Genomic DNA, 23,373 nt, shown 5'->3' with positions numbered 1-23,373 from the left:
CCTTTTTTGCAAAAGTATACCAAAACTCAATTTAGATCTCAAACAGTTTCTTAGAGGGGCGCAGCTTATAAGGATCCACGCCGAGGATATTCACCGAACCAGAAGTCGGCTTGGATAATCCCGACATACAGTGTAACAACGTCGATTTCCCCGATCCAGAGGGGCCGACGATACTTAGAAATTCCCCTTGGTTGGCCGTTAATGAAACGCCATGAAGAATTTCCAGATTTTTCTCCTTGCCACCAGTTGCGACCTTTTTCGTGATATTTTGAATATTAATGACTTGTTGGTTCATGATGCTCACCCTTTCTGTCGATACGTGTTTAAATCCAGCATCCGTTGGATTACCTTTGCCCGATCATCTATTTAATCAAACAATTAAATCGTCATACTCACAACTGCTCACTAATTCCACTATTTCAGTCAATTATCCACTAACCGATTAGAAACAACTTTAGCTTGCCAACTACCAACGACCGCGATAAAAATCATCATGATTAACCACAACCAAAGCGGCCAGGTAAAGATCGACCACCCTGATAAGGCGATTGTTCGGTGAGTCATCAACACGATGTGATCCGTCAGCAGGTTAAATGGCAAGATCCCCAGGACGGCACAAATGAAAAATGTCGTGGCATAAATCAACGCTTCTTGAACTTTTTCCACAACTAAGTTTCTTCGGGTAAAGCCCAGTCGTGAGAGTTGCCTTATCCCAGCCCGTTTTTGGGCACTCGTGAGAATCGTAATGGTTAAGACGTTGGCAAGGATAATCGATAAGGGCACCCCGACAAAACCAATAACGGATTCACGGGTATTAGCTGCCGCAGCCGCATTGGGCCCACCATTGCTAATTTCACCAGCAATGCAAGTAATCCCGGTTAACATAAATGAGCCAGCGGTCAGTGGAGAGATCAGGGAAGTCAAATATTCCTTGTCAAAGACGGTGCTCCAGAAGGCGTCATTGACCGTTGCTGACGATTTTCTTGGCAGCAGCCACGTCCATAATTGAATCACCCAAGGTAAAATAGCTTTGGCAATTAAGGCGAATAAGATAATGGATAACAGTAAAATTAACATCAAATTGGGAATATAGGTTTTGCCAGCTTCATAAAAATGATGTCGGTCAAGATAGGCTTGGGCCTGCGGGGTGACGCTCAGTGAATTCCAATAGCAAAACACCACCCCGGCTGCACTGACCACAATCAATAAGGCCTGGCTCACACGCTGAAAAGGAGACCGGCTTTTCTTAAACGTCAATAAATCATCTTGGGAACTCACAAACAGTTTATGGGCATGTAAATAACCGGCCAGCCCAGATACACCGACAGTAAACAAAACGGTTAATACACAAGCTGTCAGCGAGAATGATTGCGGTATCTGCGGGATTTTGGGTGTCCACTCGCTGCCGAGCAACGTGACGACAAACCACTGATCAACCGGCACCATAACTGGCACTGATAAGATAAAGCCAACCAGACTGCCAAGCGCGGCGATTAAGGCCATTTGCCCGCCAATTAATCCCGAAAGCTGGCGGGGATTAGCTCCCAGAATGGTCCACAAAGCATACTCTTGACTCAAGCTGTTAATGACCAGCTTCACAACGCCACTGGAGACGATCAGGACCGTAATCAATCCAAAAATCAAAGGGTACAAGAACAAATCGGTTGGATTATGAGCTTTAGGCAGGCTGGGAAAGTAGTCGGCAATCGCAAAGGCTGCGTTTAAACAGGTCCCAACCAAAAATCCCGTGACAACAAACAGCAGTAACGTCAACAGCCACACCTTAAATGAGTGTTTAAACTGCAGCCAAGTAATCCTGAGCACGATGACCATCCCTTTCATCAACACTTCAATCTACCATCATTTTTTCGTCCGCTTGGCCGGCGTCACCTCATAAAAGATCGAATTGACGTTATAACGGTAGTAGGCTTTTAAGACGCGCCAGACGTAGGTGTTCAGTTTCCACCAGATTGGCAGGACAGCCACCGCGATAATCGCTAAAAGACCTGCGCTGCCAAACCGTAACCAGTCGAATGGTCGAATGTCTTCGACTGCTTGATAAATGACGACCAACGGTGAAATAATGCAGCCGCCGATCATCCCCCAATTGGTCAAAAGGATCGTTACCAGTGAAACGGCTACTATCCAGAAGAATAGTAGGTTAAAGACCATGCTGCCAAAGAAGGCAAAGAAATTAAATTTATGCATCACGACTTTTTCACCCCCAAAGAAGTAAGCAACGTCAACGCCAAAGAGCTTAGCCAGATCTTCCAAAGCGGTGATTGGTGGTAAGTGCTTGTCACCTTCCCAACGGGCAACCGTCTGTTGGGTTACAAATAGTTTTTCCGCCACTTCACTTTGGGTCAACCCCAGTTCAATCCGTTTAGCTTTAATTCGTTGACCGATTGTTTCTGCCATGATCATTCGCTTCCTTATCTGGTTTCACCTTTACTTAACCACTAACTGGGATGAATTACTAACAATTTATTTGATAGTGACCGATTAAGGCATAGTTGGGTCATTTTTATACACAAAAAACTGTTCAGTTGCTTGACTGAACAGTGATGACATCTGTATCTGGTTTGTGATTATTCGCAAACATTTAGCTTGGTTTTCGTTTCGGTTTCTAAAAGCGTTTTTTCCTAAATATGAGATACCCACAGGCAAAGAATACCAAGATATAAGCCAGGGCACCCGTTGCTAATTGGGCATTTGATAATAGCGTGGTGTCGTAATACCCAGCGTAGTTAGTGTATTGATGGGTTAACATCGTCATATTAAATGGATTCCATTTAGCTAATGACGTCAACACAGAAGTACCCCGCGTTATATCACTTGAGATTGCTTCACCAAAGAACATGACTGCTAAACCAGCAGTTACCACGACGGCATTTGAATTGATCAAGGTGGAAATCAAAAAGACCACGCTAATAATCAGCGTCGACGCCAAAATATCCACGCCAGTCGCCAAAAACATGTTCACGATTAGCGGCTGATGATACTGATAAGCCGCCGACCAGGAAACTGGGTTGATAGTCGCCGCTAGGATAAACGTAAAGATAATCGCCAACCCATGCAGGATCAAATTGTAGATAAAAATGGTAATGAACTTGTCCAGATAAACGGACAATGTTCTGGGTGACTTATACAACAGTGTCAGAATGGCATTGTTCTGAAACTCCATTGAAAACATGGTGGCCCCGACGATTACCAGAATGATCATAATTGCATCCGTAGAATCGTAGGTCATCATGGCCAGCAACCGGTTTGATGGATAATCGCTGATTAAAATCATAAAAACTAACAATAGCAATGGCGCCAACCAGGTCAACTTCTTATGGCCAAATTTATAAAATTCCCGATATAAACTTTTACTCATGCTGTTCACCTTCCCCGACTAAACCCGTCTGCTTTTGAACAGAAGGTCACCAATGACAATGAAGATCACCGCATAAATCAGATTGCCAGTTATAATTTGCAGCAAACTGAGGTCGGAAAATTTTTCGTAACTAGAATTTGCCAACTGATTAATCACAAAAACCATATTCAGCGGATTCCATTTGATGATTGCAGCAAGATGTGGCAAGGCACTCATGATGAGCGAAGAGAAATCGGCACCCATGAAAATAATCACTAGGCCAATGCCCACGACAGCTGCATTTACTCGGATCAAGGTAATCAAGAGGAACGCGACAGTAATGATGAACAACAGATAAATAAACGTTCCCGCGGTATTCAGAACTAAATCGGTCACTAAACTGTGCTGGCCATACATTGCGCCCCATTGATATTTACCACCAACCATGACGGCCTTCAGGATAAACGTCAAAAGCATCCCAAAGATCAGCATCAAGACACCGTAAACCACCATCACAATGAATTTGGCAAAGTAAATCGCCGATTTGTTGGAACTCTTATAAAACAACGTCATAATTGTGCGGTTCTCGTACTCCATCGCCACAAACGTTGACGCAATTGTAATCATAATGATTGTGATCCACTGGCCGGCACCGAAGCCCTGGGCGATGATCATCCGGTTAACGTCAGACGATGATACAGCCGCGTACAACATTAAAATCACCAGCGCAATTGCGCCATACAACGGAATTCGTTGGTGCCTAAACTTATAAAATTCCTGCTTTAGACTAGTTTTCATGGCTTTGCCTTCTTTGCTGCTGAAGCAAACTAACAACCGTTTGCTCGAAGCTCAATCCTTGAGGCGACAGTTCCACTAAGCGAATGTGATGAGAATAGAGCAGATCTTGCACTTGATCCGAAAGCTCGCGGGAAATTACCAGATAATCATCTGATTTGGTAACTGGAATTTGATTTTCAACAAACAATTTCTCAGTTTCCGGCATATCTTCGGTTAATAAGTGATACTGCTGCCGGCTGCCCCGGTTAAATTCATCAATGGGTTCATCGACAATAATCTTGCCCTCAGTAATCAGTAACACATTGGTCATGACTTTTTGCAATTCGCCTAGTACATGACTAGAAATCAGAAAGGCCGATCCCTGAGCCGCATACTGCTTGATAATCTTCCGAATCAAAATTGTGGCTTCAATATCGAGGCCATTCATCGGTTCATCCAAAATAACCAGTTGGGGCTTGTTAAGTAACGCGATCGCAATGCCCAGCTTTTGCTTCATCCCCATCGAATAACCTTTCGACTTGGTATTGATATAAGCATCCATCTTGAGCATTGAAACGACCTTGTTCATATCAGCTTCATCTAAAGAATATAACTTCAAATTTTCTAGTCCCGTTAAAAACGGGTAGATGGCTGGATGTTCGATCAACGCGCCCACTCTGGTTAAGGCAGCGTGATTATTTTCAGTGACCGTTTTATCTTCCACCGAGATCGTTCCGGTGAACTTAGTGAGTCCCAGAATTGTTTTCATAATCGTCGTTTTCCCAGCACCATTTGGTCCGATCAACCCAACAATTGATCCGGGATTCACTTGAAATGACACGTCTTTGATAATTTTCTTTCTACCAATAAAGGTATTAATATTACTAACATTAAGCATAAAATCATCCCCATGATCATTAGTATCTGATCCCCGAATTCTATCATTCAAGGATCAGTTAACTAAAGAAAGCAAGGATGATCGACTTAGCCTGCTCAACATCACGGCGGCTTCATCGCAATTTGCGGTGGCTGATGACATCTCGGCCAATAATCACGAAATTAATGATTCCCACCAAGCTAACGACCAGGAACACAAACTGAAATACAAACCCCATCGTAAATAAGTTGGTAAGGGCGCTATATAGCAGCACCGCAATTAACAGCGCATACCCAATTAAAAACACCGGTGAATGCACAGAGTGAATCACTTTCAGCCCCCACCGACTGACCAACAGTCTCAGTATCACGCCAAAGACAAATATCCAGTCAATCAAAATGAAAACATTATAATGAGTTGTGTCTTGGGTGAACCGCTCAATCAACAAAATCGCCAGCATAATATCAAGCAAGGTACTCGTTATCCGATTAACCGATGAGATTGGCGTTGTTGTGGCGACCTTTTGCTGTTCAGCCGCCTGCGTACCAGATACCAACTCATCGAGGGACAGATGATAAATTCTGGCCATCTGCCGCAGCATATCAATGTCTGGTCGATTCCGGCCAGTCTCCCAACCCGAAACGGTCTTTCTGGAGACGTGGAGTCGATCGGCCAATTGCTGCTGGGTGATCGCCAAATCACTTCTTGTTTTCTTCAGTTTTTGAGCAAAATGACTATCGATCATCTTGATCCCCCTAAACGTAAGTCTAAAATCCTCATTTGACTAGCTTTCCTTTAGAGCAATGCTGCTATATCAGCGTTTGTAAGCTGTTCAGTAGTGGGTTTGTGAAAATCGGAAACTAGTAGTTTGCATATTTTCGCCCAAAAGATATCTTTGGTATTAATAACAACACTAAAGCAAAAATCAGGATAATCAAATAGATTAATGTCGGTAACACCAACTCAGTCTGATTAAATGACAATAACGGCGCCCCATTCAAATAAAGATAAAAGAAAACCACCATCAATAACTGAATCGGACGTTTACTAGCCGTTAAACGTCCTAATAGCTGAGCCAAGACTGGTAACTGAAGGCTCCAAACCAGTAAAGCTAACGACACCATTAGTGTAGGCGCCTTAATCAATGCCGGCAGTGCTAAAGCGACTGACAGTGCGCTACCGATAAGTATTTCTCGGACTGTCTGCCGGCGATGACCATTAGGTAGCGTCTGAAGCCACTGATACACACCGCTTTGAACCTCACCGGCCCCTAATTCGGCAAATAAGGGCATCGCGGTTAAAAAGAGTATCGGAAACGCAAACTGAGTCAAGCCTTGATATGGCGTTAACCAATTCCATAGCCAGATCAATAAAATAATCGACAGCCAATAATTGGTTACGCCACCTGTTAACAACCGAAATGACAAATAGAATTGCGACTGGCTACCCGCCTTCAAGATATTAACTGGTAAATGAACCTTCCAATGAATCAGTTTTAAGGGTGTGAGCGGTCGTCGTTCCAAAAGTAGTCCTGCCACATACACCAAACCACAACTGATGAGAATCAAAGTTCCCATAGCCAGCAAGTCGGTCTCCGTTAAGCGTAACGGTGAAAAAACCAGATTTTGGTGACCCGTATACTGGGTTGAGGTACTGGCGCCGATAATTTTTAACAATGTTAACTGGTGGCCAGAAGATTGCATGACCGCTTGTTTAATATTCGTGATCAAATAATCAGTTCCCGACACGTTAAAGATGTGTTGAATTGGACTGGGAGCTTGTTGAAAATTGGCATCTGAAGTATACAGCAATACTAAAAAGATAATTACCGCCGCCGTCCCGATTCGTCCCCGTAAACCCGGCAAGGTTTCAGTTACTAAGGTTAAAGCCGAGACGAAAATGATGCCCGGTAATAAAATCAAGAATGGCAAAAAGAATTGAACCAGATTAAAACCGTTACCCTGATATTTAACCAACGTACCGATCAATGAAAAAGTCAACACAATGCCCCAGAAGATCAACATTAAGCAGAGATTACTGAAAAACTTGCCCGCGGTATATTTGAAGCGGGCAAAGCGGGAAGTTAAAAACAATGTCATGGTTCCATTATCCCGATCCAGACGAATGGCATTACGTAAGAAAGCTGCTCCGATCAACGGCAGGAAAAAGCCCATCATAAAGGCCACGCTGATGGCCGACCAGCTGGCATTATTGGCTTGTGCGTAAGTCGCCGGATTAATAATGATAGCCCGCATAACGCCGGACCCGTTAGGAATCATTAGCACAACCGAAAAAAGCAATCCAATACACAAGGCGACAAAGGACATGTGGCGACTTTTTTCACGAAAGGTCGCTTGAAAACTGGCTTTCATGACTGGATCACCCCTTTAAGAAGACCCAAGTATGCTTCTTCCAGATTGGGAGTCACGGATTGGGCTTGCGGCAGTGGTGGCCGTTTACTAATTTCACGGATCCGAATCCCATCTGGACGTTGAATTAAGGACGTTGTCGGTTGATTCAACTGCTTCACTATCACCGGCGAAGTCCAGTCCGCGGATATTGGATATTCCCAAACGTCTCCTACACTGCGCTTAATCAATTCACCTGGGGTCCCTTGATATAGGAAATGGCCAGATTGGAGTACCAGAATTTGGCCAGCAATTGCTTCAATATCCGAGACAATATGGGTCGAAAGCAGTACTAGATGGTCATTTGCCAATTCAGCCAGTAGATTTCTCAAAGTGACCCGTTCTTCTGGATCTAAGCCAGTTGATGGTTCATCAGCAATAATAATTTGTGGGTCATTCAACAAAGTTGCTGCAATCCCAACACGCTGGCGCATGCCGCCGGAAAACTCTTTTAGTCGTTTGTTAGCCGTATCGCTTAAATGTAAACTTTCTAAAAGCGATTGGCTTTGCTCAAGTGCCTGATGAGGCCGCATACCTTTCATGCCAGCAACATAGTTTAAATATTCCATGGCTGTTAGATTAGGAAAATAGGGCACTTGCTGAGGCAAATACCCCAAAACTTTTTGCATAGCTTTCGGATGTGAAAGTAGACTGGTCCCATTAACCAATACCTCGCCCCGCGTCGGCTTTTGCAACGTGGTCAAAATTTTCAGTAAAGTGGTCTTCCCCGCCCCATTAGGACCAAGTAACCCAATCAAGCCACCAGAATGCAGCTCAGCATTTAGGCCAGAAAAAATCGTTGCTTTACCATAACTCATACTCAGATTTTGAATTGACAAGTCCATCATCTATTCACCCGCTTTATCTATTTATTGAAATTTAGGATTAATCCGTCTTTTTTGTCTTACAGCATCAATCTTAGGTCAATATTTATCCAGGTTGAACCCACAATCCAAACTACTCAACTCGCTTCTTTGAATTATGATAGCGAGTATGCCATCATATGCTTATGAAGAACTTGAAATTTGAAAGGAGTCATAACCATGAGCAAAATTGATGATTATGCAATTCGAAGAAGCCACCACGACCAAGAATTTGCAAAAGCAGCTGAACAATATAACATCAACTATGATGTTGCTGTTCAGGTTCGCAATCTACGTGAAAAGTTAGGTATGAATCAACGAGAATTTGCTACCTTGGTTAATAAGCCTCAATCAACAATTGCTCGCATTGAAAGTGGTTCGATGAATGCCTCAACCAAACTTTTAGGAGAAATAGCGCACGCAACCCACCAAAAGGTAACAATCGAATTTACACCTGTTGGCTAAGACAATATAATAGTCATCTACTATGACTAACAACCCCAAGCCTCTACTTTGTAGACGTTCGGGGTTGTTGTTTTATATTTCTAGTTTTCAGTTTCCACCCAATGTTTCAACAGATAAACACTGACCGCTGACTCCGCCAATGCCATGAGGTAAAAGTAACCAATCCCAAGGAAAAATTGCAGATAGAAATTAGTGAAGTTGAATAATTTATAGTAATTGGTAAAGAACCCGATCAGGCCAAGAATATAAGAAGACAAATACAGGAATCCAACAATCACGACGACATACAAAATAAATTTAAAGAATTTTTGCCGACCATCTGGCAAGAAACTCGTCAGTGAATTTCCAATCAAATGAATCAAGCTGATCGTGGCCCAGAATAGCAAGACCATCGCGATTGCCAATAGAATGCCCCCGATAATCAGGAAAGTTAAATTTTCCCCAAAGTGGGCTTTGTCGGAATGTTGATAAGTGTCAGAAATCATTTGCCGCGTTTGCTTCACAATTTCTGGAAAGTTCAAGGCTGAGGTAACCAGTGCCAACCCAACTTGCGTTAATCCTAAGTAAATCATTCCAATCAGGGCAGATAAAAGATTAGCGGAGTATAACTTGGTATCGCTGGCAGGAATCAGGCGATAGGCACTGCTGATGTAAACATGTTCCATGTTTCTTGATAGTAGGACAAACGCCGCGAAGTAGGCGATCATCGAATAGGCCAAAGAAATCTGCAAGGGATCAATCCCACTTAACGTCCCTTTGTAGACCTCAAACAGAATCGTCAACACAATCGCCAAAACATCGACTACCAAAATCCGATTGATAATCGAAATCTTGGGTCTCGACAGTGCTTTGGTTATACTGGTAAAACTAGTCATCCATATCATTCCCTTCATAAATACTCTCGTAATACTGTTCAATGCCCTCTGCGTATTGTGCACGAATTTCTTCGGCACTCTTCTTGGTGTAAATCGTCTTGTCTTTAATGATCACCACTTCGTCCAGGATACTGGCAATTTCGGAAACATAGTGATCGGAAACCACAATCACGGCATCCGACGCTTTCCATTTAATGATACTTTGGATGATCTTTTTGCGGCTCATACTGTCGATACCGCCGAAAGGCTCATCTAGCAGATAAACCTTGGTATCTCGAGACAGGGTCAAGCCAATGACCAATTTTTCCTTCATCCCTTTTGAAAGAGCGGATAGCCGCAACCCTTCATCAATCTGCAGGAAACCGGCAATCTGGTTATATCGTTCAGTTGAAAAATCTGAATAAACGTCCTCATAGAAGCGAATAATTTTGTCAATTCGCATGCTCGGGTTAAAGCCGTCCAGCTGGCCGCTAAAGCTCACTTCCGCTTTCTTGGCCGCCACTTGATCTTCACCATCAATCTTAACGGTTCCGTGAGCGCCTTTGGCAACACCGGCAATCAGTCGCATCAAAGTTGTCTTCCCGGCACCATTTTCCCCAAGGAGGCCAACCGTCTTGCCCTGCTCAATCTGTAAGTTGATATTTTCCAAAATACGACGGTAATTCTTGTGATACGTTAAGTTCTCAATCTCAATTGTATTGGCCATCTTTAGTGGTCCTCCTATCCTTTATATACTGTCTGAGGTACGCAACAATCTCGTCATCAGTCACGTTTAAATCGTGTAAGTTCTCATACATCTCATGCAGCTGTTGCATAATCAGTTTGTGTTTCACTTCTTCAATAGTGGCTTGATCTTCGGTTACAAAGTTCCCTAATCCCCGTCTGGATTCCAGAATACCTTCAGAAATCAGTTCTCCAAGCGCTCGTTGCACCGTATTCACATTAACGGTTAAATCAACGGCCAGCTGTCTAACCGCCGGGATCTTTTCACCCGGGGCCAGTTTGCCGGTAATGATCTGACCATAAATGTAATTCTTGATTTGATAATAAATCGGGATCTTATCATCGAATTTCATTGTGCCACCTCCCTAGTGTTATATTTTACTATTACACTATAACATGCCTTTTTTAAAATTGCGACCAAATCGCAAAAAAAGATCCGTTTCGGCAGATTGCCAAAACGAATCTCAATTAATTCCTATTTAATTGTGAACCAGACCCGGTAATGAGCGGCCATTTGGATCGATTTCAAATCTAACCAAGACCACTTTATCAGCATCAACCGGTAAACCATCAATGTACACTTCCCGATGTTGATCAGCATGGAGGCGCTGATAGTCACCGCTCTTAATGGCTTCATTTAGGACTTGGAACGCTGGTGCATCAGCTGTAACGGCGCCATGGTTAATCGTTTGAATCTCGGTTCCCTCCGCTAGATGTTCAAAGTGAATCTCATCTTCGTCAAAGTTATCGAAATCAATCTGGGTCATCGCAGCCGCAAAATCGGCTTCATCAATGAATAATGGCTGTTTAATCCAAATTTTAAAATGTTCATTGTTCCCTTGAGCTGTCCAAACTGCTTGAACTGGATACGGGACATATTCTTTAAATCCAGAAACAGGAATTCCTTTGTCGGGTCCGCCACTGATCGTCCTAGCAATCCGGGCGGCAGCTGCTGCTAACCTTAAAAAGTTAGGATCTGCAGAATGGTCATCGGCATCCCCCTCGGCGGTCACGTAGCTGCGCTTAGTCAACTCCACAAAGCTTGGCTTCTCATCTCGGCTGTACTCGGCTGGCTCAAATGTTTCCCAATTAAACATGATTATCACCCCTTATTTGCGGTCAATATAACCCGAATAATGGGTAAAAGCAACCAAATGGATTCCACAATATCGAGGCAATCGGCTACACATTTTGCCTGCGGAATGACACTAAGCCGATCGCCAAAAAGAGGGCGGTGTAGGCCAAACTGCCAATCAGTAATTGAGTATCTGATAACTGCGTTAAGGCATGCCGAGCTGGGTCGGTGATTTGGTTAGAGAAATTCAAGAAGTTAAAGGGATTCCACTTAACCCAGTTGAATTTGGTGATCAACTTAAACATGAGGACACTCACCGCGTTAAAGGCAAAAAATGCCACAATTCCGGCCGTTACGGCCATTGTCGCCGATCGAAATAGCGTCGCAAACAGGAAAACAACACTTAAAACTAACCAGAGGGTAATAAAACTACTACTCATCGAGGCCAACCATTGCTGCAAAAATGTCAGATGATTCGAATATGGATCAATCGCGGTCAACGAAAACTGGTCGTTCACGAATAACACCTTGCCGAGAAGGGCCACCGCCCCGGTCATGACATACAGATAGATCGAATAGCCCAACATCACCAGCCACTTACTCATCAGAATCGTACTCCGGGAATATTGTTGGTAGATGATTTCCTTAACGGTGCCATACTGAAATTCCATTGATAGAACGGTTGCGCAAGCCGCAATCATGATAAAGATTAGCCAGGTAGTCGCTGCGAAGCTGGAACTAAAGGCCATTGGGGCAGTTAAGACTTTGTTATGAGGGTACAGCTTTTCCAAAAACGCCTGCCCCAATCCACTAATCACCAAAAAGATCGTGACCCAATAGGTACTCTTTTTCTTCAACAACTTAAAAGTTTCTTGCCACAATAACGTTCTCAAATCTGTCCCTCCTTTTGAAGCTGATCCTGAGCTAACAACTTCAAAACCGAATCTTCCAAATCCGCATCATGGTGTTGAATATCCAAGACGGTAATCTGCTGGTGGCTGAGGGCATCTAGAATTGGTTCCAGCTGAGTCTTCGCGCCCACTCGGATGGTCGGCTTGGGATCCTCGGTTAGCAGATAGCCGGCTTTGGTCAAAACTTTGCGGGCCATTGCATCGTCGCTGGTTGAAAGAATCAATTGATGAGAGCTGGCTGCCAACAAATCGGCCATCGTGGTTTGTTTAACAATTTTACCGTGGTCAATGACCAGCAAATCATCAGCGATTCGTTGCAGCTCACCTAAGATGTGACTCGAAATCAAAAATGTCGTCCCCGCCTGGCGCTTGGTGATAATGAGTTCCCGTAACTCTTTATTGGCTTGAGGATCCAAGCCATTCATCGGTTCATCTAAGACAACTAACTTAGGGTCATTAAGGATTGCTAAGGCAATTCCCAACTTCTGTTTCATCCCAAGTGAATAACCCTTCGCCGGCCGGTCAATGTATTTGGTTAAATGCAAGTCCGCGATCGTTCGGTCGATCCGCTGTCGGCGATGAGGACCCTTAGCAAATAATTTCAAATGATCACGGCCACTCATAAAGGGATAGATACTGGGATATTCAATCAACGCTCCGACTTCATGTAACACTTCGTGGTGGTCAAATGAAGTGGGTTGCCCATCAATCCTGATTTGTCCAGTTGCGGTTGTCAGGCCTAAAATCGCCTTCATGAGGGTTGTTTTGCCGGCACCATTTGCGCCAACCAACCCAATGACGTGACCACGTTGGCAAGCAAATGAAACATCATGTAATACCTGTTTTGCACCAAATGACTTATTCAATTGGTGAACTGCTAATATTGGTTGATTCAAGATAAAGATCTCCTTCGGCATTTGCCGTTATGTACTTATCCTTTCCAAGAATTCAAATTGAATCATGCCCAATTATGGGTTGATCTTAACAAATGCCCAGCAAATTACGCAGACAATCAGAAACAACATCACCCAACCCCTGGCGTTCATAAAGTCCCAAAGATTTGTCTGAGAATGGTTGTCACTGCCAATGACAATCTTTCGCTGTAAGTCCTGGTCACCTTTAATCAAACTGTCCAACGTAATATTGAACAAATCGCTCAGCTGAATCAGTCGATCAATGTCTGGATAAGCCGTCCCGTTTTCCCACTTTGAAACTGCTTGGCGACTCACATGCAGGGTTTCTGCCAACTGATCTTGAGTCCAATCATTTTTTTCACGTTCTTCTTTAATTCGCTGTCCTAAAATCATCCTAACCATCTCCTTTTACTTTCTGACATTTATTATTACCCTGTAATCATAAAAATGCACGCGAATCATTGGCGCATGGGGATGCAACCACCAGTTGCGAATCGAGTTTGCAGTCGGGGTTGCGATTTAAAGGAACCAATGCATCATTTATGATCGCTTTGATTGCTTTTGCTTCCAGCTCATCTATAATTATGGTGTATGGGTAACCGCTTTCATTATTATAAGGGGGATTTTCATCATGGCAATTCAAAACGTAACGGTTGCAGGTAGTGGTGTTTTAGGTAGTCAGATTGCGTATCAAACCGCATTTAAAGGCTACAATGTAACAGTCTATGATATTAACGAAGACGCAATTAACAAGGCCAAGGATCGAATCAAAGGCCTCCGTCACTTGTATAAACGAGATATTGCGGCTACAGACGCTGACTTTGAAAAAGGTTTGGCCAATATTAACTATAGTTGGGATCTTGAAAAGGCCGTTGCCAATGCAGACCTGGTTATTGAAGCCATTCCTGAGCGACCAGACATCAAACGGAACTTCTACAAACAGATTGCAAACTTTGCACCTAAAGAGGCAATCTTCACCAGTAACTCATCAACTTTAGTTCCAAGTATGTTCATGGATGATACCGGTCGCCCAAAGCAATTCCTGAACATGCATTTTGCCAACCAAGTTTGGTTGAACAATACGGCTGAAATCATGGCATCACCAAAGACTGATCCAGCAATTTACAAAGAAATCGTTGAATTTGCTCGTAGCATCGGTATGATTCCAATCCAACTCAAGAAGGAACAACCAGGTTATATCCTGAACACCTTACTCATTCCACTGCTGAGTGCTGGTGAAGAATTATGGGTAAAGGGCGTTGCTGATCCACAAACCATTGATAAGACCTGGATGGCTGCCACCGGCTCTCCAAGAGGACCATTCGCAATCTTGGACGCGGTTGGAATTCGAACCGCCTACAACATCACGTTAGCCCAGGCCCAGGATGATCCAAAGCCCGAAACCCAAGCACTTGCTGACGCCCTCAAGAAGATGCTTGATGCCGGCAAGCTCGGATTGGAATCTGGCGAAGGCTTCTACAAGTATCCAAATCCTGCTTATGAAGATAAAGGGTTCTTGGACATTTAATGTAGCAGCCCAAGTTTAGTTCGAAATACGGATATTAAAAAAGTCCCTAGTTGATTTATGATGGTATAAATCAACTAGGGACTTTTTGTTCATGTAAAGAGATAATTTTAGACGAAAACGGCGTGCAATTAAGTTTGTGGTTAGTTCTCACTTAAAAATAGCGAACACGCCAATGGAAATAAGGACAATCAATAGAAATAAGGACAATCAATAGAAAGACCCCAGTAAAGCCAACGACAATCATTACCTTTTCCCACTTGTCCTTAACCTGATTGCGCTTCTGCCGTTGTTCATCAACATTTCGTCCCTCTGTAAAAGCGACAATTTCCGCATACGTTTTGAGATTTTGGTTACTTTTGAGTCGTTCAACCTTACTTGCGCTGAAAAACATGATCATAAAACAAATGATTGGGATGAGTACGACGGCCATTGATCCTTCAAAGAAGAACACCAGACCAATTGAAATTGCGCCAAGAACAGCCGAAATTAGCATCATCCAAGTGTACATGGACATTTGGGCGTTGACTTTCTTATTAGCGAGTTTTTCTTTCATGGCATTCAAGTCTCCTTTAACCAATTCGTCTACAGAAACATCAAAGAGAACACTCAGCAGTAAAATATTTTGAATATCCGGATAACCTTTGTTGGTTTCCCAGTTAGAAATAGTTTGTCTTGAAACGTAGACTTTCTTTGCTAAAGCTTCCTGGGAGAGGCCCCGAACTTTTCGATAAGTTTTGATTTTATTCCCAATGTTCATCTCATCAACTCCTTGTCTCAATCATACCTGATTAGGGAGACTATTTCTGCCAAATCAGCTTATCTTGAAGTCAGGAAAGCGCGATGTAAAGCCGCTTGGACAACCACCCCGGTGATGGTGCTTGCAAATTTCGTCACTCATACCAAATCAGATCATGAACATCGAGAACCGCAATCTATTGGTTTGTGATTTTTCCAGTGACGTCACTCGCCAAACAATCAATCATTGCTTGCCTACCGGAGATTTCAGCGTCATACTACTGATAATTAAAGTGCACATTGCCAAATGCGATACAGAAGAGGTCAAATCATGTTAGCCACTATTTTAAAACAAAAACGAGCTGAGCTGGGGTTCACCCAAAGTGCCGTTGCCCAGAAACTCCACGTCCGTCGCCAAACTATTTCCAGCTGGGAAACCGGAAAAAGTTATCCAGATATTCCAACCTTGGTTGCCATCAGTAACCTTTACGATCTATCACTGGATTATATGCTAAAGGGTGACGAACGCTACATCAAGCAAGTCAAGAAAGACTACCAGCTCATTAACCAGAAGAAAGACAGTCGCTGGCTGAACCGGGCCTTGGGAATTGTTCTTGCCCTCACGCTCTTGCCGGTTGCGTTCACGCCGTTTGTTCAAACCGACAGTCAAGCTCGCTGGATTGGCATTATCGCCATGATATCTGCCTTAATCTTAATACCATTAAGCTATCTCAAGCTCAAGTCATTCTATCATGGGGACTCAAAGGACCTTTTTGTGCCAAAATCAATGGGAGTTGGAATCACCATTAATCCTAATCATCCGTTAGGCTTCCTTATTTGGCTGGTTCTTGAAGTCACCCTATTTGGCTTCTTCATTTATATGTTGCTGACGCCGGCCTAACGCTTCTTGTTGTCGTCCTGACGATCCATCCGCTGACGGATTTGTTTCATTGCCGGCCGAAATTTACCAAACAGTTCTTCATTGATCCCAAAGATCTGAAAATCAACCACATCTGGCAACTTCGTCATATCGGGATTCTCGCCATCGTACCCTCGCTGCATTTCAAAATGGGCGCCCATCTTGCCCAAATGATCCGCAATCACAATCGCCTCAATGCTAAATGGCATACTGATCCAGATGTAGGGTTGACCGAAGTCAGAATCCATAATCTCAAACTGTTCTGGTTTTAGATCAAAGCCCTCCGTGGTCAGCGTCCAGCACAGGTAGGTAATGATGTCATCCATTATGATCCTTCTTTCATTAGTTAAATATCAACTATTTTTATCGGGAACTAATAAAATCTTACCAATACTTCTGCCGGATTCAAGAAAATCATGAGCGCGTTTACCTTGAGATAACGGGAAAATCGTCGGCTCACCTAGTTGAATCAGGCCTCGGCTAATGTAATCAAATAGGCGGGCACTGCGCTGGTTTCGTTCCGTAGCGCTCGTCAAATAGTCCCATAAATCACCAGTCGCGATCGTCTGTGATCGACCTAACACATCAAGTAAATCAATTCGCGGTGGATTTCCGTCAGCCATTCCAAAGAAAACGACTTTTCCCTTGCGCTTGGCGATCTTTAAGCTGAGTGGCAAGGTGCTGCCAACCCCATCGAACACTGTATCAAAGGTTGCCTTCAACCCATGTTGCCAGCCCGGTTTCCTTAAATAAACGTGAGCGGCTCCCTGCTTAATTGCCAACTGCCGTTTAGTTTCGGTTGAAACGGAACCAGACACTCGCATGCCATCCGCCGTTAAAATTTGCGCCAACAGCTGACCAACGCCACCGCTAATTCCATGGATAAAAACTTGATCCTCTGGTTTATTTAGCGCTAGATCATGAGCCAAAAAGTCAGCGGTCAAGCCCTGTAGGCCAATCGTTGCCGCTAATTTAGTTGAAACTTTAGCCGGGAGTTTGATCGCATTATCAACCGGAACGGCAACCAATTCCGCATTAGCCAGCGGTACGTCAACGAATAATACGCGATCACCAACATGCCAATTTCTAACTTGGTTACCAATATCGGCAACGGTCCCTGCAGCCTCATAGCCATTTATGTATGGATCATGCTTCTCAATATGATAATCTCCCCGCCGACGATAAATATCAGCAAAGTTTAAGCCAATATAATCCGGTTTAACTAATATTTGATTGTCAGAAATGTGCGGGGCGCCTACTTCCCCATACTTTAAGACGGAACTGGTGCCAAATTCAGTGAAGAATAATGCCTTCATCCCATTACCTCATTTCATGTTTCCAGGGATAATCAATTTCTGATTAATCTGGTTTAACCTTGCCATCGCGTTCTGATCAGTCGTAACATCTTGTGGTCGATGGCCCTCAGCAATGACGGTCGCAGTTAATTGCCAATCCAAAAAATCACAAATATAACCAAATTCAGAAACAATTGGTCTACCCTTCATCCGTGGATTGTCGCTACCTACTACTAATAAAATAACCTGTTTGCCAGCAACTTGTTCCTTGAAATGCTGATGAGTTGCGAGACTTTCCGACCAACGATCAACAAAATTCTTTAGGATTCCTGACATGCCATACCAATAAATTGGCGTCGCAAAGACAATTAGATCGGCCATCATTAACTTGGTCATTAGTTTTGGGTAATCATCTGGTTTTGCGTGCCAATCCCCATCATCATGCCGCTGATCCACAATATCATGGACTTGATAGTTCGCTAACGAAATTTGTGTATATTTCAAGCCACCCAAGAGCGTTTGAATCATCAAGCCCGAGTTGCTAGGATTGCGGGTGCTGCCATTTATCCCTAATATCTGCATCGTTTTCCTCCTAAATGTGGCATTAGTATAGCACCACGGCTATAATTAAGTGGAAAAAGTTGCATATAGTTCACAGGAGACTTCAATGATTGATTACGGTAAAACATTCAAACATTTGCGAGAACAGAAAGGCATTAGCATCACCTCGGCGGCTAATGGGGTTGTGTCCAAGTCGTTCCTATCCAGATTTGAGCGCGGACTTTCAGACATCTCATTTGATAAGCTCATACGCTTACTTACTAATATCAACATTTCGGCTGAGGAATTCATCTATTTAGCACATTACCGCGAGCAACAACCACTTGAGTTTCACTACGAGGAAACCAAAGATTACATAGGCCCCAAAGAATCAGTCAAACGCTCCGAAAAAATTGACCATTATCTGTGGGAATATCGACGGACCAAAACAAGTCACGACTACTTGAATTACCTCAAAATAAAATCCCACTATGATCAAGCCGATCCGTTAACCATTGAAGAACGCCAATTTATTTATGACTATCTGTTCAAAATTGAAACTTGGACCCACTACGAACTTCGCTTGTTCATGGCTACCTTGGATAGTTTTTCCAGCGATCAAGTCTTTCTGTTAACGAAACAAATGGTCAAGAATGGCTCTGAAACGATCGATGTTAACTGGAATCATCAGGCCGACTTCCTGTATATCATCCTAAAAGCTGCTCTGATGATGGCACTTGCGGGTAAAGAAAAAGAACTCTCAACCTTAATTGAATTAGCTCAGCAAAGTATTCATAATCAACAGTATTTGTATGAAAAAAGCGAGCTTCACTTTCTGTCGGGTTTGCGTTTATGTTTGCGCGGTGCCGTTTCTGAAGGAAGGCAAATGGTAAGAAAAACCATTCAGGTTTTTAAAACCTTAGACGCCCCAGACTTGGTTACATTATATGAATCCTATTGGCAATCATTTTTGACGGCTAACCCAGCGATTGTAAAAAGCAATGAATTTAAGGAGTGATCTAATGAAAAGTTCCGCCGATCTCATTAAGCAAATTATCGCCAACAATTCCGACCTCATGCGAATCTTGAAAATCAGCCAAAAGCTTAAATTAAATCAGTGGGCCCTCGCAGCGGGTAGTATTCGCAATACCGTATGGCAAGTATTAAGCAACCAACCTGTTTGCTTAGTTAGCGACGTGGATATTGTTTTCTTTGACCCGGAGGTTCCCAAAACAACAGATTTATTAATTGAAAACCGGCTTCATCAAATAGCACCAGAATATCATTGGCAGGTTAAAAATGAAGTTTATATGAATAACTACGACTTCCCAGATCGACCTGCATTCACTTCAGTTGAAGACGCAATCGCGCACTTTGTGGAAACCCCAACCTGTATCGGCGCTTATTTAAAGGATAATGAACTGAAATTGATTGCACCATATGGTACAACTGACCTCGCCAATATGAAATGCCGACCAATTCCAATATTCAAAGCTGATGATGACCATTTGGCAATCTATCGTAACCGAATTTTGAAGAAACAGTGGCAACAGAAATGGCCAAAGTTAGAAATTGACTGGCAATAATTATTTATGCTTGAAAATAATCATTACATCCAGAGCAACCAACACTACCCCGTCTACCAGGGCACTTCGATAATGGCCAAAGTAGGCATCCAGCCCAGCCAGCACTAACAAGACGATCGTCGTGATCATGAATAGCAATTTTTTATTTTTGATGGTTTCTCACATCCCCAAACCTAGTAACAATCAACAACGCAACAACTAAGGCAATGATCGCACAGATCGCCATCACCAAGTTCAAACTTTCCAATACATCCAACTGAATCATGACTTGAACCAAGATAACGAATAAAAGTAACGCAACAACTACAAATTTTGGCTTCATTATTTTCTCCTTGCAATTAATAGTTAACACTCAGCTTTAACATATCATTGATTCGTGACGAAAATAAGAAGATGGCCATTTACATTGAGCAGCCAGTGGTTTACATTGGCTAAATTATCAAGATTAACTCGTAAATCCCCCTCAACTAGGACCAAATCCATATTGAGGCTTTTTTTGTATCCAATTATTTCTGTAAAAGAATAATTAATTATTGTCTTGCAATAATTAATTTCTGCGATACAATAACGGAGAAAGGAAAGTGATTGTGATGACAGATACACGTTCTAACTCATTTTTAACAATTATCTATATCATTAGCATCGTTATTTTGGCCTCACTTATTTTAGGATTTGGTTCTTTAGTGATTATCTTTTTAATTGCGGGCATTGTTTTCTTGGTTAATCCGTCAGCTAGAATGGGAATTCTTAGAGATACCCTGAGTGGTATGAGTAACACATCTGGCCCATGGAGCATCATGTTCTCAATTTTCTTTATTTTATTTTTACTGGCAATGCTTATCCTCATTGCTTGGTCAGTACTAAAGTTAATTCAGAATGTTAGGGAAAAAATCTTTTTTGAAGCAAGTACCCTCGGCTATATTCGCGGTATTCTCTGGGGATATGGAGTCATCATCGTTTGGGATTCTTTTGCCTCTGTTATTGCCGACAGATTCGGCCTAGATCTTGGTACGATCAATTCCGGCGGCTCCAGTGACGGCACTACTCTGTTGATGTGGTTTGCGATTTATGCGATCTATATTATTTTCAAATATGGCATTCAGCTTCAAGACGATTCCAACAAGATTGTTTAGGGGGGTGACCAGCCGTGATTAAAGTAAATATCGACAAAGTCCTCTTAGACCGTCAGATCACTTCGAAGATGTTAGCGGCAGAAATTGGTATTACCCCTGCTAATCTTTCAATCCTAAAGACTGGTAAAGCAAAGGGCATTCGATTTGCGACTCTTTCGCGAATTTGTAAGGTCTTAGCTTGCCAACCAGGTGATATTTTGGAATACGTGGATGAACCCGGAAACGATGATTGATCATCTAAGGAGCTCAATTGAAAAGAAACCAGTTACTATTCAAATTCGAGAGTCTACTACTTGCCACCACAGCTACCGCACTCTATTTATGGCACCCTACTTCTTTACCAATCCAAATCAATTCACTTATTCCCATTATGCTCAATTTATTATTGAGCCTGATATTAATCAACGAAAGACGAACCGTACTGAATAATCTCGTTAAATTACCGTTAATTGGCCTATTCCCATATTCACTGGGGCTATCAATTTGCTTATTCGGGGCCCCATTCATTTCCAACATTGGTATTTCGAAATGGATCATTCTGCTAATCGGCTTGATTTTATTTGGAGTAATGTTGTATCCGTTTTTAAAGGTAATGTTGCTGTCACTTCAGGGAATTGGGTGGCAAATTGCTGGTAATATTACTTTCATGATGACCTTTTATATGGCTTCATTTAGTTCCCAGTTTCTGAATTTTCCAACTAGCATCAGCAATCCAGTGTTATGGTTGTCATTTTTGGGATCATTTGGCATTGCCGGCTACGCAATGAAAGCATGGGGCTATCAATTTCCCCAGCTTAAAATTAATTCTCAGGTTAATTTCTGGTGGTTAGGGATCTTAATAATTACTGCCTTACTTAATTTAGGGATGTCTGCCGGTAGCTGGAGCCGGCTATTCACCGACTTTAAGCTGGTTTTAGCAACTCATTCACTCATCATGCTCGCTTCAACAATCGTGTGGGTGGGGATCAAAGAAGAATTTATGTTCAGATACTTATTCTTATGGCCTTTATTGACAATGAACATTAAATCTGACCAGAAACGGATTGTTTGGGCAACTTTAATTAGTTCTGGCATATTTGGTTTGTTCCACGCCGGCCATTTATTTGCTGGTCAAGGACTGCTCCAAACCTTTTTCCAAGTCTTTTCGGCATTTGGAATTGGCATGCTGTTTACTGTGATTACCCTCTACACTGGAACACTTTGGATTGGAATAATCCTTCATTTGCTGATTGATTTGATTACCTTTCCCACGACCTCGGCCGGTATTTTTTCAGGACCACTGACCAGCTATCAAGTCGAATTTATTCTGATCACTCGGATTATTGAGCTCATCGTTGTTTTCTTGATTCTCAAAAACAAACATACTCAAGCTGCGTTTATGCAAACTTTACGGCACGTAAAAAAGGATCCAATCAAATAAATCCCAAGCCTAAACTATTTACTTCTATAAAATCGTCTAAACAACCAGAAATTCAAGATGCCGATTACTACCAACATTCCAAACGCCAATTGACTACCAGCCTGTGCCGTAAAACCGTATATAAGATGATGCTATTGAGAATACTAACGTGCTGATCAAAATGGTAAATAAACCCAGTGGGATTTTGCCGCTCAGATGGTCAAGCATCCATCCATATAAAGGTTGTCCCAGACCATTCAACACACTACCGGGCAATAAAATCAGGCCACCAATCAGTGAACTAGCACCGTTCACCATATCTTGGTGCTAAGAAATGGTAAACCCACAAGGTTCGTTACACGGGTTCGACAGCCTCTAAGTATGCATTTGTTTTAACGCCACGTGCTAAAAGCAATCCCCACAAGCTCGGCAATCAATTTGAAGGCAAATCACACGGAAGAAGTTATTTCACGCTGGATGCCAAGCTAGGCGATTCTGCAAATAGTCAACTCCTAGAAAATGGGCTTAGCTTAACCGCCCGAAAAGTAAGGGAAAGAAAGTTAAAGTTATTCGTGGATATCAGGGCGGATACTGGTTTGACTACCTTAAAAGTACCAAACTGACGCATGATTATTCTGGACTGGCCAACGATAAATATTAGCCGTTAACAGGAAAGGAACGCTCAATGTGAGCGTCCCTTTCTGCTATAATGATAAGGCTAGTTATTTACTTTTTCGGGGCTTGTGAGGGGCTGTTTACCGGAAGGGAAGTGAATATTTTGTATTTCATTCTAGCGAACCTGATCTTTCCAATTTTGGTTGGACTGATAGTAGCCGGGTTTGCTCATTGGCTGAACAAACGCTGATGTTTCCTCATTTGGCTAAATAACTAGCGATTTACGGGAGCAGCTTCTAGCGGGGCTGCTCCTTTTTTGCCCCTTGAATTGTCAAATTAAGTGCAACACGACATTAAAGAATATTTCATAAGGCGTT

The 23,373-nt window shown here is 42.7% G+C and carries 31 protein-coding genes and 1 pseudogene; 9 read left to right on the top strand and 23 right to left on the bottom strand.

Features of this window, described 5'->3' with window-relative positions; all coding sequences use genetic code 11:
* Positions 1-31: 31 nt before the first annotated feature.
* The 9 genes from FD12_RS01085 to FD12_RS01045 all read right to left on the bottom strand — a co-directional run bounded on the left by FD12_RS01085 (position 32) and on the right by FD12_RS01045 (position 8,268).
* The gene (locus FD12_RS01085) at positions 32-295 is read right to left on the bottom strand and encodes an ATP-binding cassette domain-containing protein (RefSeq protein WP_056981213.1); all 264 of its coding nucleotides are present in this window, start codon (positions 293-295) and stop codon (positions 32-34) included.
* Between the two features lie 128 nt (positions 296-423).
* Entirely contained in the window at positions 424-1,824 is a 1,401-nt protein-coding gene (locus tag FD12_RS01080) for an ABC transporter permease family protein (protein WP_162258713.1), read from the bottom strand.
* Between the two features lie 36 nt (positions 1,825-1,860).
* Entirely contained in the window at positions 1,861-2,418 is a 558-nt protein-coding gene (locus tag FD12_RS01075; protein WP_056981208.1) for a helix-turn-helix transcriptional regulator, read from the bottom strand.
* Between the two features lie 208 nt (positions 2,419-2,626).
* The gene (locus tag FD12_RS01070; protein WP_054748792.1) at positions 2,627-3,379 is read right to left on the bottom strand and encodes an ABC transporter permease; all 753 of its coding nucleotides are present in this window, start codon (positions 3,377-3,379) and stop codon (positions 2,627-2,629) included.
* An 18-nt stretch (positions 3,380-3,397) separates the two neighbouring features.
* Positions 3,398-4,156 (bottom strand): ABC transporter permease, encoded by a 759-nt coding sequence (locus tag FD12_RS01065; RefSeq protein ID WP_054748824.1) that lies wholly within the window; start codon positions 4,154-4,156, stop codon positions 3,398-3,400.
* Entirely contained in the window at positions 4,146-5,033 is an 888-nt protein-coding gene (locus tag FD12_RS01060) for an ABC transporter ATP-binding protein (RefSeq protein ID WP_056981206.1), read from the bottom strand. Before FD12_RS01060 ends, FD12_RS01065 begins: the two co-directional genes overlap by 11 nt.
* A gap of 112 nt (positions 5,034-5,145) precedes the next feature.
* Positions 5,146-5,757, bottom strand: a complete 612-nt coding sequence (locus tag FD12_RS01055) for a helix-turn-helix domain-containing protein (protein ID WP_054748794.1) — start codon at positions 5,755-5,757, stop codon at positions 5,146-5,148.
* A 115-nt stretch (positions 5,758-5,872) separates the two neighbouring features.
* Complete coding sequence (locus tag FD12_RS01050; RefSeq protein WP_056981204.1) at positions 5,873-7,384, bottom strand: ABC transporter permease subunit; 1,512 nt, start codon at positions 7,382-7,384, stop codon at positions 5,873-5,875.
* Positions 7,381-8,268: an ATP-binding cassette domain-containing protein gene (locus FD12_RS01045; protein WP_054748796.1), complete on the bottom strand. Its 888-nt coding sequence runs from the start codon at positions 8,266-8,268 to the stop codon at positions 7,381-7,383. The genes FD12_RS01050 and FD12_RS01045 overlap by 4 nt, the downstream gene beginning before the upstream one ends.
* Positions 8,269-8,463: 195 nt before the next feature.
* Here FD12_RS01045 and FD12_RS01040 point away from each other — a divergent pair, with 195 nt between their 5' ends.
* A complete protein-coding gene (locus tag FD12_RS01040; RefSeq protein WP_054748798.1) occupies positions 8,464-8,748 on the top strand; it encodes a helix-turn-helix domain-containing protein in 285 nt (94 codons plus the stop codon).
* Positions 8,749-8,828: 80 nt separating this feature from the next.
* Here FD12_RS01040 and FD12_RS01035 read toward each other — a convergent pair whose 3' ends face one another.
* The 7 genes from FD12_RS01035 to FD12_RS01005 form a co-directional block, all read right to left on the bottom strand.
* Positions 8,829-9,623 carry a hypothetical protein gene (locus tag FD12_RS01035; RefSeq protein WP_056981203.1) on the bottom strand — a complete coding sequence of 265 codons (795 nt, stop codon included), beginning with the start codon at positions 9,621-9,623 and terminating at the stop codon, positions 8,829-8,831.
* Entirely contained in the window at positions 9,616-10,329 is a 714-nt protein-coding gene (locus tag FD12_RS01030) for an ABC transporter ATP-binding protein (protein ID WP_054748801.1), read from the bottom strand. The genes FD12_RS01035 and FD12_RS01030 overlap by 8 nt, the downstream gene beginning before the upstream one ends.
* Complete coding sequence (locus tag FD12_RS01025; protein WP_054748803.1) at positions 10,313-10,699, bottom strand: GntR family transcriptional regulator; 387 nt, start codon at positions 10,697-10,699, stop codon at positions 10,313-10,315. Before FD12_RS01025 ends, FD12_RS01030 begins: the two co-directional genes overlap by 17 nt.
* A gap of 126 nt (positions 10,700-10,825) precedes the next feature.
* Positions 10,826-11,443 (bottom strand): hypothetical protein, encoded by a 618-nt coding sequence (locus FD12_RS01020; protein ID WP_054748805.1) that lies wholly within the window; start codon positions 11,441-11,443, stop codon positions 10,826-10,828.
* 85 nt (positions 11,444-11,528) lie between these two features.
* Positions 11,529-12,314 (bottom strand): ABC transporter permease, encoded by a 786-nt coding sequence (locus tag FD12_RS01015; RefSeq protein ID WP_056981201.1) that lies wholly within the window; start codon positions 12,312-12,314, stop codon positions 11,529-11,531.
* Positions 12,311-13,216: an ABC transporter ATP-binding protein gene (locus tag FD12_RS01010; RefSeq protein ID WP_371862798.1), complete on the bottom strand. Its 906-nt coding sequence runs from the start codon at positions 13,214-13,216 to the stop codon at positions 12,311-12,313. The genes FD12_RS01015 and FD12_RS01010 overlap by 4 nt, the downstream gene beginning before the upstream one ends.
* An 84-nt stretch (positions 13,217-13,300) precedes the next feature.
* Positions 13,301-13,639, bottom strand: a complete 339-nt coding sequence (locus FD12_RS01005) for a helix-turn-helix domain-containing protein (protein WP_054748808.1) — start codon at positions 13,637-13,639, stop codon at positions 13,301-13,303.
* A 238-nt stretch (positions 13,640-13,877) separates the two neighbouring features.
* Here FD12_RS01005 and FD12_RS01000 point away from each other — a divergent pair, with 238 nt between their 5' ends.
* Positions 13,878-14,774 carry a 3-hydroxyacyl-CoA dehydrogenase gene (locus FD12_RS01000; RefSeq protein WP_054748810.1) on the top strand — a complete coding sequence of 299 codons (897 nt, stop codon included), beginning with the start codon at positions 13,878-13,880 and terminating at the stop codon, positions 14,772-14,774.
* Between the two features lie 151 nt (positions 14,775-14,925).
* Here FD12_RS01000 and FD12_RS00995 read toward each other — a convergent pair whose 3' ends face one another.
* Positions 14,926-15,531, bottom strand: a complete 606-nt coding sequence (locus FD12_RS00995) for a helix-turn-helix domain-containing protein (RefSeq protein WP_054748812.1) — start codon at positions 15,529-15,531, stop codon at positions 14,926-14,928.
* A 309-nt stretch (positions 15,532-15,840) separates the two neighbouring features.
* Between FD12_RS00995 and FD12_RS00990 the strand changes: the two genes are divergently transcribed.
* The gene (locus FD12_RS00990) at positions 15,841-16,410 is read left to right on the top strand and encodes a helix-turn-helix transcriptional regulator (protein ID WP_162258712.1); all 570 of its coding nucleotides are present in this window, start codon (positions 15,841-15,843) and stop codon (positions 16,408-16,410) included.
* Here FD12_RS00990 and FD12_RS00985 read toward each other — a convergent pair.
* Genes FD12_RS00985 through FD12_RS00975 form a run of 3 tightly spaced genes read right to left on the bottom strand, consistent with a single transcriptional unit; the run spans position 16,407 to position 18,305 of the window.
* Positions 16,407-16,754 (bottom strand): hypothetical protein, encoded by a 348-nt coding sequence (locus FD12_RS00985; protein ID WP_056981199.1) that lies wholly within the window; start codon positions 16,752-16,754, stop codon positions 16,407-16,409. The genes FD12_RS00990 and FD12_RS00985 overlap by 4 nt on opposite strands.
* 27 nt (positions 16,755-16,781) lie before the next feature.
* Complete coding sequence (locus tag FD12_RS00980) at positions 16,782-17,744, bottom strand: zinc-binding dehydrogenase (RefSeq protein ID WP_056981197.1); 963 nt, start codon at positions 17,742-17,744, stop codon at positions 16,782-16,784.
* A 9-nt stretch (positions 17,745-17,753) separates the two neighbouring features.
* Positions 17,754-18,305 (bottom strand): flavodoxin family protein, encoded by a 552-nt coding sequence (locus tag FD12_RS00975; protein WP_056981195.1) that lies wholly within the window; start codon positions 18,303-18,305, stop codon positions 17,754-17,756.
* 85 nt (positions 18,306-18,390) lie between these two features.
* On the opposite strand from FD12_RS00975, the gene FD12_RS13350 reads away from it, so the two are divergent.
* Positions 18,391-19,281 (top strand): Rgg/GadR/MutR family transcriptional regulator, encoded by an 891-nt coding sequence (locus FD12_RS13350; RefSeq protein ID WP_082622117.1) that lies wholly within the window; start codon positions 18,391-18,393, stop codon positions 19,279-19,281.
* 4 nt (positions 19,282-19,285) lie between these two features.
* Entirely contained in the window at positions 19,286-19,849 is a 564-nt protein-coding gene (locus FD12_RS00965) for a nucleotidyltransferase family protein (RefSeq protein WP_054748818.1), read from the top strand.
* On the opposite strand, the gene FD12_RS14265 is transcribed toward FD12_RS00965, so the two are convergent.
* Positions 19,850-19,978, bottom strand: coding sequence for a hypothetical protein (locus FD12_RS14265; protein WP_263862408.1), 129 nt, complete (start codon positions 19,976-19,978; stop codon positions 19,850-19,852). It lies immediately after the preceding gene.
* 13 nt (positions 19,979-19,991) lie between these two features.
* Positions 19,992-20,171, bottom strand: a complete 180-nt coding sequence (locus FD12_RS00960) for a hypothetical protein (RefSeq protein WP_054748819.1) — start codon at positions 20,169-20,171, stop codon at positions 19,992-19,994.
* Positions 20,172-20,439: 268 nt separating this feature from the next.
* Between FD12_RS00960 and FD12_RS00955 the strand changes: the two genes are divergently transcribed.
* The 3 genes from FD12_RS00955 to FD12_RS00945 are packed head-to-tail and all read left to right on the top strand — an operon-like array spanning position 20,440 to position 22,402.
* Positions 20,440-20,982: a hypothetical protein gene (locus tag FD12_RS00955; RefSeq protein ID WP_225427313.1), complete on the top strand. Its 543-nt coding sequence runs from the start codon at positions 20,440-20,442 to the stop codon at positions 20,980-20,982.
* Positions 20,983-20,996: 14 nt separating this feature from the next.
* Entirely contained in the window at positions 20,997-21,215 is a 219-nt protein-coding gene (locus FD12_RS00950; RefSeq protein ID WP_054748822.1) for a helix-turn-helix domain-containing protein, read from the top strand.
* A 17-nt stretch (positions 21,216-21,232) separates the two neighbouring features.
* Positions 21,233-22,402, top strand: a complete 1,170-nt coding sequence (locus FD12_RS00945) for a CPBP family intramembrane glutamic endopeptidase (protein WP_056981193.1) — start codon at positions 21,233-21,235, stop codon at positions 22,400-22,402.
* Between the two features lie 14 nt (positions 22,403-22,416).
* Here FD12_RS00945 and FD12_RS14115 read toward each other — a convergent pair.
* Positions 22,417-22,696: pseudogene (locus tag FD12_RS14115) on the bottom strand (hypothetical protein); the annotation flags it as partial.
* A 394-nt stretch (positions 22,697-23,090) separates the two neighbouring features.
* On the opposite strand from FD12_RS14115, the gene FD12_RS14355 reads away from it, so the two are divergent.
* Complete coding sequence (locus FD12_RS14355; RefSeq protein ID WP_146986012.1) at positions 23,091-23,246, top strand: type I toxin-antitoxin system Fst family toxin; 156 nt, start codon at positions 23,091-23,093, stop codon at positions 23,244-23,246.
* Positions 23,247-23,373 lie beyond the last annotated feature (127 nt).

Source organism: Lentilactobacillus rapi DSM 19907 = JCM 15042 (genome assembly GCF_001436255.1).
GTDB lineage: Bacteria > Bacillota > Bacilli > Lactobacillales > Lactobacillaceae > Lentilactobacillus > Lentilactobacillus rapi.
Note: the sequence above shows the minus strand (reverse complement) of the source record. Positions and strands in the feature narration are given on the sequence as shown.